The organism is Paenibacillus sp. Dod16 (assembly GCF_049893405.1).
Lineage (GTDB): Bacteria > Bacillota > Bacilli > Paenibacillales > Paenibacillaceae > Paenibacillus_AQ.
Genome location: NZ_JBNDYG010000036.1, coordinates 83,510 through 95,663 on the forward strand (window position 1 = coordinate 83,510; position 12,154 = coordinate 95,663).

Here is a 12,154-nt window from a genome sequence, read left to right on the forward strand (position 1 = left end):
GATGACTTTGATGACTGCCAGTCGACAAGAACTCTATACGATGAAGAAGCCGCCATACTGGCGGCTTCCTTTGATTTAGGTTGGGTAGCGGGCTCAAACCGTTACAGCAAGCTGTGATACGTATCCGTTTTAGGAAAATGGATCGTGACCTTGGTATAAGCTCCCGCCTCCGATTGGATGGATAAATGATGGCCCAGCTTATGCACTAATTGCTTTGCGAGGTAAAGACCCATGCCGGTCGATTTGGCATGGCTTCTTCCGATGGAACCGGTAAATCCTTTTTCAAAGACTCGATGAAGATCTTCCGGCTGAATTCCGATGCCCGAATCTATAATATGCATCCTTTTTTCCTGTCGGTCCTCCTCGACCGTGAATGTGATGGTTCCGCCTTCATTCGTATATTTCAAAGCATTCGCAACGATTTGATCAAGGATAAATCCGAGCCATTTCCGGTCGGTATGAACCGATTGCCGAATGTCCTCCATATGAAAGCGAATCCGCTTGTTGATAAACGTTTTTGCGAATTTTTTCGCACAGGTTTTAATGATCGCGTCTAATGGTTCTTCCGTGATGAAGTAATCTTTGGAGAAGGAATCAATTCGAGAATAGTATAATGCTTGCTCCACATAATTTTCAATTTTGTCGAGCTCATCCTCAAGTTTATCGGCTAGGGAATCTGCTGTTTCCCCGGTGCTATTCTCCATTAGCAGACGACTTGCCGCTATCGGAAGTTTCACCTCATGAATCCAGGACAAGATAAATTCCTGATGATCGATCTTCTCTTCATTCAGTTTCCGAAGGTCGCGTTCATGTTGGCGATGCAATTTGGTGAAAAGCTCGAGATACAGCCGTTGTTGCAAGTTTTGTGGTTCAGGGGCAACGACAGTCCAATCATCCCGGTCCAGATGGATCAGTTGCTGAAGCTTCCGGTAATAGGATCTTCGATAATAATAGCCAATTAGCAAGTAGGCTGCGACCAAGGCAAAGCAAACGATATGAATATACAGCAAGTTGCCTGACACGAGGGCCGGGTTGAAGGATAAAGTCATGATTATTGAAATAAAGCCCATCATACCCGCGTACAACATCAAAAAATAACGTTTGTCCTTTATGTATTGAATGAAACTCATGGGACCATATAACCTTGCCCTTTCTTGGTAACAATCCAGTTTTCCTTTCCGATGCCGGCCAGTTTTTTACGCAAGCGGACGATGTTAACGGTTAACGTGTTTTCGTCCACGAAGCTTTCATCCTGCCAAAGATGACGCATGATTTTCTTACGGTCAACAACCTTTCCCTTTTGCTGCATGAGGATTTTCAGTATACTGACCTCCGTTTTGGTAAGCTCCGCTTTCCCTCCTTCATACGAGAGAATACCTTTCTCCGGATGGAACATGACCCCCTCATGTTCGAGCACATCCGATTGCATGTCCGAATAGGAATAGGTTCGGCGCAGCAGCGCATTAACTTTAGCGGTCAACACATCCATATGGAACGGCTTCTGAATATAATCGTCCCCGCCCATATTCACTGACATAACAACATCCATGGGCGAATCGCGGGAAGAAAGAAAGACCACCGGTACATTGGAAATTTCTCTTATCTTCTGACACCAGTAAAATCCATCATACGAAGGCAGGTTAATATCCATGATGACAAGATGGGGTTGGTTATGAATAAAGCACTGTACGACATGGTCAAAGTTTTCGACGATTACCGTTTCCAAGCTCCATTTGGTTAATGCTAATTGGATCATCCCCCGAATGGTCGGGTCATCCTCTACGATCATGATTTTCATAAACGATCCTCCCGGGCGTTACGAGCGGCAAATTAAACACATTGTATACGATCTTCCCGCGGCAGACAAGCAAGTATCCGGGGGTTCTTCCTTTGTCTAATGTGACAGGAATGTAAGGTAGAGGGGGAAGTTGTAAGCTAAAGTAAAGGTGAACTGTATTAAGATCAGGATAAGAAATACATGATGTCGAAATCGTGCTGATTGTTTCTATATTGATAACCAGGAAGGATAGATCAACATGAAAATGGTAGTGAACGCTTCTCAGATTAGAAAGGTTTATGGCGTAAAAGGAAATGTATATACCGCCTTGGATGATATCGATTTGACCGTGCAGGAGGGAGAGTTCGTGGGGATCATGGGGCCGTCCGGCGCAGGCAAGTCGACATTGCTCCATGTGCTTGCGACAATTGATCAGCCTACTTCGGGAGAGGTGATGATTGACGGGGTAGACGTACTGAAGATGGATGAGGAACAATTATCCGCTTTTCGCCGGGATAAACTGGGATTCATTTTTCAAGATTACAATTTGCTGGACACTTTAACGGTGAAGGAGAACATCTTGCTGCCCTTGGCGCTGGCCAAGACGAATGTCAAAGAACTGGAGCATAGAGTGGAGGAAATCGCGGACAAATTCGGCATCACCCCGATTCTGGACAAATACCCGTATCAGATTTCCGGAGGGCAAAAACAGCGGACTGCGGCTTCACGCGCCATGATTTCCGGCCCCAGTCTGCTGCTGGCCGATGAGCCGACCGGCGCTCTGGATTCGAAATCGGCGACCGCGCTGCTGGAGAGCCTGAAAGACCTGAATGAATATGATCAGGCAACGATTTTGATGGTCACTCATGACACGTTTGCGGCAAGCTACTGCACGCGGGTGCTGTTTATAAAGGATGGTCGCATTTTCACCGAACTGACTAGAGGAGATGCATCCCGCAAACACTTTTTCAAAAAAATATTGGATGTATTGACCGTTCTGGGAGGGGATGCAAGTGACCTTGTTTGACATCGTGAAAAAGAACATGAAAGGGAACTTCAAAAACTACACGATCTATTTCATTTCCATCCTGTTCAGCGTCATTATCTATTATACTTTTCTTTCTTTGCAATACAGCCAAGAAATTACGAATTCAATCGAATCATCGCAGAGCATGCGATCCGTTTTTATGATAGCATCCATCATTTTGATCGTATTTGTTACCGTCTTTATTATGTATTCCAACCGTTTTTTCTCCAGGCAGCGTAAAAAGGAAGTAGGCTTGTACGCGTTACTTGGTCTACCCAAAAAAAAGATCGGAAAAATGCTGTTTTATGAAAACCTGATCATTGGGGTAACTGTTTTAATCATAGGAATCTTGATTGGCACATTGTTGTCCAAGCTGTTCGCTATGATCTTAATCAAGCTGCTGGGGACGCCGGTACAGGTAGGCATGGCTTTCTCTCTTCGAGCTCTGATTCATACGCTCATCGTGTTCATGGTGATTATTTTGGCGACGTCGATCCAAGGCTATCGATTGATTTACAGCTTTAAACTCATCGAATTGTTTCGCGCGGAGCAGGAAGGGGAGCAAGAGCCGAAAGCGTCGTTTCTATCGGCAGTGGGTGCAGTTCTCTTTTTGACTGCGGGATATGGGTTCGCCTTCCGCGATTTTGCCGTCACCGAAGAAATTCTTGTCAATCTGAGCGTGATGACTGTCGGAATTATCGCTGGAACGCTTCTGCTCTTCTCCTCGCTGGTCATTGTCTTGCTGAGAACCGCCAAGAAGAGAAAACGAAGTTATTATAAAGGCATGAATTTGGTCATCACCTCTAATTTGGTGTACCGGATTAAAGGAAACGCTCGTTTGTTAAGCGTCATTTCCCTGTTATCCGCTGCGGCGTTGTGCGCCTTCAGCGTCGGCTTAGGCGCATACTATACGTTTGACAAAACATCGAAGCTTACCGCTCCATTTAGCTACATGTATATTGCCCAGGACAACGCCTTTAATAAAAAAGTAGACGAAATCATACGTGGAGATGAAGCGCATCCGATTATTGCGCAAATGACGATTCCGGTGCTGGAGACAAAAGGGGAGGCTTCCAATCCAGAGATCCTTCCGGAGAGAATGATCGAAGCAGACAAAACCCCGCTCAAAGTGGTCTCGATCGATCAATACAACCAGGTGGCAGCGGCGCTGCGCTTCCCTGTACTTGATCCGATCGAACAGGATGAAGCTATAGCGATCCGGCCCATGTATACGGACTATGAGTGGCCCGATTATGAAGGCGAAACGGTCGATATCGAATTGCCGGATCAACGGTTAACTCTTGCTTTTACGGGGATGACCGAAGAACGAATCATTAATTGGAGTTATCCGGATGTGATGATTGTTGTAAGTAACGGCACCTACGACAAAATGGAGGCGCAAGTTTCTCCGACCCGCTACGTCGGGTATGCCGTGCAGGAACAGAAGACGACGAAGCACACGGCTGATGCGCTGGCGTCGCTGAAGACACCGGAATCGAATTTATCTTCATATTATTCCGAATACCGTCTTGGAATCGAAGAAGCGGCCTTTAATGTGTTTATCTTAGGATTTCTTGGGCTCGTTTTTGTCATGGCAACAGGCAGCATGATCTATTTCAAGCAGCTGACTGAAGCAACAGCAGACAAACCACGGTACGATATTCTTAAAAAAATCGGTGTAAGCGGAAAAGAAGTAAGTGTGGCAATCATTAGGCAGAACGCATTTATTTTTGCTTTGCCGCTCATGATCGGCCTTGCACATTACATGGTCATCCTGCAATTGTTAAAAAGATTATTCAGCAATATGGCAGGCGCCAGTCTCATGCTGCCCATCCTGATCTGCGTGGCTGTGTTTTTCCTGATCTACACGGTTTATTATGTGCTCACGGTCAACTCCATCAGCAGGATCGTCAATGGAAGGTCTGCCCCCGTGGTTAGAATTGCGGCTATCGCAATCATGGTCTGTCTTCTGGTTCTGATTGGAATCTTCTTCAGCACGGAAACCCCTGCAACGCAGGATGAGAGGGGCCAGGCAGAGAAAATCCAATTACAGCTACCAGAACCTACTGGAGAATATTCTGTGGGGACGATGGAAATGCACTTCAAGGATGACAACCGGGTGGATCCATGGAAACAGGACAGAGACAGGGAACTCATGATCAGCATATGGTACCCCGCCACGGGAAAAAGCGAGCAGAAGGCAGTGTACATGCAGCCCGAAGCAGCAAAATATTATGATGAAAACACAATCTCGACGATCGGATTGGATCCCGGTCGGGTCGATCTCTCCGGTATCGGCACTCACGCTTGGTTAAATGCACCGCCGGCGAACAACGACGTTGGGTGGCCGCTGCTCATCTACTCACCTGGCGGGTCTGTTCCAAGAAACTTCGGGACGGCTGTAGTCGAAGACTTGGCCAGCAGAGGTTATGTGGTCGTTACAGTCGATCATACGTATGAAGCCTCTGCGGTCCAATTTCCCGATGGACGTGTGGCAACGGAGTCATTACCGCCTTTCAGTGCAGAGACGGTACTGAAGATGCTGGAGGTAAGAGTGGATGATATCCAATATGTGTTGGACCAATTCGAACTCATCAAGGAAGGCCGTCATCCAGGCGATCAACCATTGCCCGCTGGACTTCAACAAACATGGGACCTGTCTAAGATCGGAATATTCGGACATTCCGCCGGCGGGGCTACTGCTGCTCAGGTGATGTACGAGGATGATCGCTTTGACGCTGGCATCGACATGGATGGAACGATGGGCCACATGCCCGATAATCCATTGCCGGTGGCGCAGCATGGTTTGGATCGTCCTTTCATGCTCATGAATTCAGGCTACAATAAGGATGGCGAGGTTGATTCCCATCTAACCGCGATGGACCGTCAATCGTTCTGGCAGCATTCGACCGGCTGGAAACTCGATCTAACTATTCCCGAGGGAGCACATTATACGTTTACAGATTATCAGACGCTGCTTCCACAGCTTCAAGATAAGCTGAGCCTATCGCCGCGAGTAGTCCAGCAATTTATCGGAACTGCCGACCCGAAACAGACAATCGCTGCCCATCGAGATTATGTCGCTGCCTTCTTCGATTTTCATTTAAAGGGTGCTCCACAGCCGCTGCTGACCTCTCCGTCCGCAGACTATCCAATGGTTGATTTGTTGAAGTAAAGACATGAAGATAAACCGCGACACAACAAAACAGGGATGATATCATCTCTGTTTTGTTCCCGTTCGAGATCACAATCATTACTTACAGTTATTGTTTTGTTTTTGCCACAATCTTGATCGCTTATCAATAGAAAAAACAGTATAATAAAAACAAACAAAACTAAACAAAGACATTCGGATAAGGCGGTGGTAGGAATGAATCAGGAGTTTTTGCATCCGGCAGATCTGCTCCTTCAATTTATTAATCGTATTTATAACCATGGCATGACGACCACGTCCGGGGGTAATCTGTCTATCAGGGACGAGAACGGAGATATTTGGATAACACCCGCCGGGGTGGACAAAGGCTCCCTTACACGGGGAGATATGGTATGCGTGAAGGAGGATGGTACGGTTCTGGGAAATCATAAACCATCCAGTGAATTTCCCTTCCACAGGCTTATCTATCAAGCCCGTCCGGATTTGAAAGCAATCATTCATGCCCATCCGCCAGCGCTGGTTTCGTTCAGTATTGTCCGGCGCATTCCGGATACCAGGCTGCTTCCGAACGAACGGCAGATCTGCGGCGAGATCGGGATCGCACCTTACGCCCTGCCTGGAAGCGAGCAGCTCGGGGAGAACATTGCGGCTGTTTTCAAGCGCGGGATTGACACGGTCATGCTGGAGAACCATGGCGTTGTGGTCGGAGCCGGGGATCTTCCGCAAGCGTTTAACCGGTTTGAAACCCTAGACTTCTGTGCGAGGCTGGAGATCGAGGCGCGGCGACTCGGAAATCCCGTCCTGTTGACCGATGAGGATTACGACATCGTCCGCAACAAAAGCACGCTGCAGCTGGATACGTATATCCGCGACACCTGCACGTCGGAGGAAAAAGAAATTCGCCGGGACATGTGCGCAATTATGCGGCGTGCGTATAAACAAGGTCTGTTTACAAGCACGCAGGGTACTTTTTCCCATCGTTTATTTGGTCATGATTTTATCATTACACCCTACGGCAAAGACCGCAACCATCTGGAGCCGGGTGACCTCGTTCGTATAGAGAACGGCAAAGCCGAGGCCGGCAAACAGCCGAGCAAATCCGTCTTTCTCCATGAAGCGATCTATAAAATGCAGCCGCATGTCGATTCGGTGATTATCGCGCACCCGCCTAACATCATGGCATTTGCCGTAACGGATACCGTATTCGATTCAAGAACGATTCCGGAGAGTTATATCTTGCTTCGCGGAATGCCCAAGCTTCCCTTTAATGCGGTTTACAATGAGCCCGAGCGTACCGCTTCGCTGTTTAGACCCGATACGCCGATCGCCATCGTGAACAATAATTGCATCATCGTTGCGGGACAGAGCCTGCTCAATGCTTTTGATCGATTGGAAGTTGCAGAGTACAGCGCCAAGTCCATTCTGTCGGCTAGAACGCTTGGGAATGTCATACACATCGATGACGATCGGATTCGCGAGCTCGAATCAGCATTTAATCTGGAGTAGTAAATGTATAGAATATCTTCAGCTGTACCAAGGCTGCCGCAGGAATAGTGCGGCAGCCTTTCGTTTGTTCCGGCTTAGACATATCGACATCGGCCTTCACCGTTTTTTGGGGAACCCGGCCCCTTCTCGGAAACGATTCGATATGCGTGTTTTCAAGCTCCTGTTTACAACAATATTAATATTGTCTATTATATAGATAGATCGATCATGTTTATGTTTATTTAATAATTTAAATTAATGTGTTGAAACCTATATTAAATAGGCAGCTATGAGCACAGTTGGATTACGATTTAATTCTTTGGAAAAGAGGAGACGCAATGAATATACCTGCTTCTACAAATCATAAACCCGTGATTATTTCGGATAACTATGGGAAAGTGGATGGGCGATTCGCATATAAGACAGATGTAAGTGCACTATCTTTGGGATTGACCAAGCAGAACGGGGACGGTAGGGCGCATATTGCCGCCAAAGTATGGAGAGCCGCTGAGGAACAAGGGGCCGGTCCATCGGATGAGTTACCTCTTCATCGAATTCTGGATTTATCCATCCTCATTTGCAGTGCCCTGACACATTTTAGCGAAGCCTATAGATTTGAAGATTTATATGACCCGCAACATCCTGTGATCGACCGGATCGGATTGCAGGGGAACGCCATGACGGTAGCAGTATGCACGGATAATGAACAGATTCAGGAGGATATCAAGCTGTTCAACGAGGCATTGAGCGATAATGGTGAGATGATTGGTGAACGTCTGCGCACTTTGACGAGAATGTTAGAAGAATTGGGTTATGTACGGTGAGAAAGCTGCCGGATTGGGAGTGATGAACCCATTCCTGCGTTCAGAGTTAACGAGAGTTTGGAGGTGAGCGGTCATGAAAGACCAGCATGATAATGAATCTTACGTGCTGTCTCCTGGGAGAGTATTGACCGAGGAAGAAAAAAGTCTTGTCTGGAAAAAACCATTATCACATAAAGCAAGCGAGGAAGAACGGCGAATCACGAATGAAATCAAGCGTAATTGGCACCGCGGCGAGATGAAAATCGCCACGATTTTATTGGAAGGGGATGCCGGCTCCGGAAAAACGCAGCTTGCCAAGGCGTTGTCCGCAAACTTCAGGTTACCCTATACCAAAGTAACTTGTTTTGCCGATATGGATAAATCGGATATCCTCGGAGCCATTTTGCCGGTTATTTCATCTGATCGAATGAAGCAGTTGGAATCAGCGGACCGAGCGGCCTTGAAAGCATTATACGAAAGCGACGGCTTTCGAAGCTCGACGGAGATTTTGATGGAGGCGCTGGAGATTACACAAGAGATGGCTTCCGCAAAAATGAAGCAATTATTGAAGCTGGCCGCGAATATGGCTCAGGATGGAGCTGTAGAATATCGATTTTACGCTTCCGAGATCGTCCGAGCTTTTCAGAAGGGCTATCTGCTGGAAATCCAGGAACCGAACGTGATTCGGGATGCCGGCGTATTAATGGCATTGAATTCCGCATTGGAGCCGGGCGGCAGTCTTAATCTCCCAACGGAGATCGTGCAGCGGCATCCGGATTTCATAGCGGTGATCACGGCAAACCGCAGTTACGCCGGATCCAGGCCGCTTAACGAGGCATTGCGTGACCGAGTGCAGCATACGGAGAAGATGGACCTGCCGACCAAAGAGATTATGATAGAGCGAGCGATGGCCAAAACCGGCTATCAAAACGATGAAATGCTGGATGTGCTGGCAAGGGTCATTATCCTATTGGATAAAACAGCCCGAGCTAATGCCATTAAAGGCGTGGATGGCATGCGCTCTTATTTCTATTGGCTGGATACCGTTTCGCAAGGTGCTTCTGCGAGGGAATCCCTTTATCATAAAGTGATTTACAAGATAACAACCGATTCGGAAGAGATCACACTGCTGGAAGAAGCGCTGAAAGGCGAAGGTTTGCTGGATATGTTGGAGGAAGTCCCGGTTGAAAAGGATAAAAAACGAAGCCCAGAGGCAGTGGAGATCGCGACATGGGAGAGCGATATAGAACTGGATTCCATGCCTGACGGGCAAGCTGAGGAAGAAGGGCTCCAGTTAAAGAAGTCCGCTGAAAGCGAAGACAGCACATCCATCCTCGCGGATGAGTCAGCGGATATGGAAAGCACGGATTCAGGAGAGGACGGATCACCGCAATATCATCAGGCCAATCCCGAACCCATGACAGAGGAGGAGAAACAGAAGGAGCGGGACTTCCGCAAAAAGCTGAATCAAGTCTCCAGGGCCATCGTGTCCGATTCGATTCATCAGGCTGTAAAGCTGATCGTTCACCGTCCTGATGTTGACCCGATCCAGCAGGAGGAATATCGGAGTCTGCGTAAGGACATTATGCCCATCGTGCGGGAAATCGCCAGACAGACGATGCCGCTGTTGGAGCACGAGATAACCACGGAATATGCCAAGAACCATTACTATGGTTCTAAGTTTCAGGCAGACAGCGTGGCTTACCGTGATTTCAGGTATTTTGCCAAGAAACGTCCTCCGACGGAATCCCCTGGTCTTGTCGTCGGTTTAAGGGTCGATGAATCAGCATCGATGGCTGCTTTCGGGAGACTCGAGGCGGCTAAGCGGGCGGTCATCGCGGTCTATGAATTCTGCCAAATTTGCCATATACCTGTTTTAATTTATGGGGATACTGCGGATGTTTCCCGTTTGGAGCAGATGTCCATCTTCGCTTATGCCGATTACGATCAACCGGATGTCCGCGACCGGTTCAGGCTGATGGGCATCCGGGCCAGAAGTAATAATCGGGATGGTATGGCTTTAAGAATTATGGCGGAACGGTTAGCAAATTCACCGAAACAAACGAAGCTGTTGATTAGCATCAGCGACGGGCAGCCTAAAGCCATGGATGACTATACCGGTAGTCTGGCGATTCAAGACATGCGGCAGACTCTATCCGAATACGAAAGAAAAGGAGTCAAATTTCTGGCGGCAGCCATCGGCCAAGACAAAGATGTCATTAGTCAGATCTATGGTGCCGAGAGATTTTTGGATATGACCAACCTGAATGAGCTGCCAGCCAAGCTGGTGCGGATCATTTCTCGATACTTGTAACATCATCTTACCGAATTGCTTCAGCCTGCGTGTCATAGTGACATGCGGGCTTGTTTATTACTGATGTCTGTGAATACATGAACGTATCTCCCCGTTCGTTCTTGGTAAACTGGACATGTGCCCCGTTCAAACATTATAGTTAAAAGAATGAAGAGCGCGTCGTTTTGTCGGTTTTTTTCGGTGTCGTGAATCGATGCTCAGCGTTACAACTTGAATATGTATACATAAGTAAGGGAGGACATGTATGGAGCAACCCCGTATTTGGCCGGATCGGTTCAAGCGCTTTTTTCTGAACAATAAATTTGTGCTTCTTTTGCTTGTTCTGTTGCTGGTTGGACTCAATGTGTTGGTTCTAAGCAAAATTTCGTTTGTGCTGCATCCGCTCGCCGTGTTAATCAAGACGATCGTTTTGCCGATCATTTTATCAGGAATACTCTATTATTTGCTGAATCCTCTGGTGGATGTGATGGAGAAATGGAAAATCAAGCGTGGATGGTCCATCCTGATCCTCTATCTGGTTATAGCCGGTATTCTAACGATTGTGGTGCTCGCGGTCATTCCGGTGCTGCGCAACCAGATTATGGGGCTGATTGATAACTTTCCGACATATAGCGAAAAGGTTAGACAGCAGTTTGAAGATCTAACGGGCAGCGAGTTGTATAACCAGATTCAAGAAACCATGAACATTAACTCCCAGGAATGGTGGACCACCGTCACGCAGAAGGCAACGGAACTTCTAAACCACACGTGGAGTAGAGTTGGCGGGTTTCTGGGTGCATTTACAGAGGTTGTGTTGTCGATCGTGACGGTACCTTTTGTACTGTTTTATATGCTGAAAGACGGCAAGAAGCTCCCTCTGAAAATATTGTCTTTCCTGCCGACGAAGAGTCGTTCCGGAATTTTGCATGTGCTTCAGGATATCAACCATCAGATCAGCTCGTTTATCCGCGGGCAGATTATTGTGAGCTTCTGTATTGGTATTCTGCTGTATATCGGTTACATGATCATCGGTTTGGATTACGCGTTGATTCTGGCGATTATTGCATCGTTCACCAGCGTGGTGCCTTATCTGGGACCCGCAATCGCGATTACGCCTGCGCTCATTGTGGCTCTGGTCACTTCTCCGGTGATGCTGCTGAAGATGGTGGCGGTATGGACGATCGTGCAATTAATAGAAGGGAAGTTCATCTCACCCCAAATCATGGGTAAAACGCTCAAGATTCACCCCATTACGATTATCTTTGTCATACTGACGGCCGGCAATCTGTTCGGTGTGGTTGGCATTTTGTTAGCCGTTCCCGGCTATGCGGTCCTTAAGGTTTGTGTATCGCATATCTTCGAATGGTTCAAGGACACGTCGGGATTATATGATCCTCGGAATAGCAACACGCCGAAATAGTCTTTTGGCTTGTGTCAATCCGTATGATTAACTCTTGAAGTCGCCATGTTGGTATTATCCCCTTTTAGTAGACAAGAGAAAAAAGACATCTGTTAAGATGGACTTAATCTTGCCTAACGAAGGGGATTTTTTCATGGCTAAAAAAGGACAAACTTACCAACGGTACTCCTTGGAATTAAAATTGGAGGCGGCCCG

Annotated in this window: 8 protein-coding genes; 6 read left to right on the plus strand and 2 right to left on the minus strand. The window is 47.4% G+C overall.

The window, feature by feature from the left end; all coding sequences use genetic code 11:
* Positions 1-101: 101 nt before the first annotated feature.
* Together ACPV3A_RS24785 and ACPV3A_RS24790 are read right to left on the minus strand one after the other, a co-directional pair.
* Positions 102-1,130, minus strand: a complete 1,029-nt coding sequence (locus ACPV3A_RS24785) for a sensor histidine kinase (RefSeq protein WP_426201862.1) — start codon at positions 1,128-1,130, stop codon at positions 102-104.
* Entirely contained in the window at positions 1,127-1,798 is a 672-nt protein-coding gene (locus ACPV3A_RS24790) for a response regulator transcription factor (RefSeq protein WP_194542477.1), read from the minus strand. The genes ACPV3A_RS24785 and ACPV3A_RS24790 overlap by 4 nt, the downstream gene beginning before the upstream one ends.
* A gap of 238 nt (positions 1,799-2,036) precedes the next feature.
* On the opposite strand from ACPV3A_RS24790, the gene ACPV3A_RS24795 reads away from it, so the two are divergent.
* From ACPV3A_RS24795 to ACPV3A_RS24820, 6 genes are all read left to right on the plus strand, one after another.
* Positions 2,037-2,804, plus strand: a complete 768-nt coding sequence (locus ACPV3A_RS24795; protein WP_426201865.1) for an ABC transporter ATP-binding protein — start codon at positions 2,037-2,039, stop codon at positions 2,802-2,804.
* Positions 2,785-5,979 carry an FtsX-like permease family protein gene (locus ACPV3A_RS24800; protein WP_426201867.1) on the plus strand — a complete coding sequence of 1,065 codons (3,195 nt, stop codon included), beginning with the start codon at positions 2,785-2,787 and terminating at the stop codon, positions 5,977-5,979. The genes ACPV3A_RS24795 and ACPV3A_RS24800 overlap by 20 nt, the downstream gene beginning before the upstream one ends.
* Before the next feature lie 195 nt (positions 5,980-6,174).
* Complete coding sequence (locus ACPV3A_RS24805) at positions 6,175-7,464, plus strand: class II aldolase/adducin family protein (protein ID WP_426201869.1); 1,290 nt, start codon at positions 6,175-6,177, stop codon at positions 7,462-7,464.
* Positions 7,465-7,781: 317 nt separating this feature from the next.
* The gene (locus ACPV3A_RS24810; protein ID WP_194542480.1) at positions 7,782-8,267 is read left to right on the plus strand and encodes a DUF6530 family protein; all 486 of its coding nucleotides are present in this window, start codon (positions 7,782-7,784) and stop codon (positions 8,265-8,267) included.
* Positions 8,268-8,340: 73 nt separating this feature from the next.
* Positions 8,341-10,560, plus strand: coding sequence for an AAA family ATPase (locus tag ACPV3A_RS24815; RefSeq protein ID WP_426201871.1), 2,220 nt, complete (start codon positions 8,341-8,343; stop codon positions 10,558-10,560).
* A 244-nt stretch (positions 10,561-10,804) separates the two neighbouring features.
* On the plus strand, positions 10,805-11,959 hold the full coding sequence (locus tag ACPV3A_RS24820; RefSeq protein WP_071221663.1) for an AI-2E family transporter: 1,155 nt from the start codon (positions 10,805-10,807) through the stop codon (positions 11,957-11,959).
* The last annotated feature ends 195 nt before the right edge of the window (positions 11,960-12,154 follow it).

Bases quoted from the DNA above. Each gene is read 5' to 3' on its own strand.
- ACPV3A_RS24805 (WP_426201869.1), top strand. From the start codon at position 6,175: ATGAATCAGGAGTTTTTGCATCCGGCAGATCTGCTCCTTCAATTTATT.
- ACPV3A_RS24785 (WP_426201862.1), bottom strand. From the start codon at position 1,130: ATGAGTTTCATTCAATACATAAAGGACAAACGTTATTTTTTGATGTTG.
- ACPV3A_RS24810 (WP_194542480.1), top strand. From the start codon at position 7,782: ATGAATATACCTGCTTCTACAAATCATAAACCCGTGATTATTTCGGAT.
- ACPV3A_RS24800 (WP_426201867.1), top strand. From the start codon at position 2,785: ATGCAAGTGACCTTGTTTGACATCGTGAAAAAGAACATGAAAGGGAAC.
- ACPV3A_RS24795 (WP_426201865.1), top strand. From the start codon at position 2,037: ATGAAAATGGTAGTGAACGCTTCTCAGATTAGAAAGGTTTATGGCGTA.
- ACPV3A_RS24790 (WP_194542477.1), bottom strand. From the start codon at position 1,798: ATGAAAATCATGATCGTAGAGGATGACCCGACCATTCGGGGGATGATC.
- ACPV3A_RS24820 (WP_071221663.1), top strand. From the start codon at position 10,805: ATGGAGCAACCCCGTATTTGGCCGGATCGGTTCAAGCGCTTTTTTCTG.
- ACPV3A_RS24815 (WP_426201871.1), top strand. From the start codon at position 8,341: ATGAAAGACCAGCATGATAATGAATCTTACGTGCTGTCTCCTGGGAGA.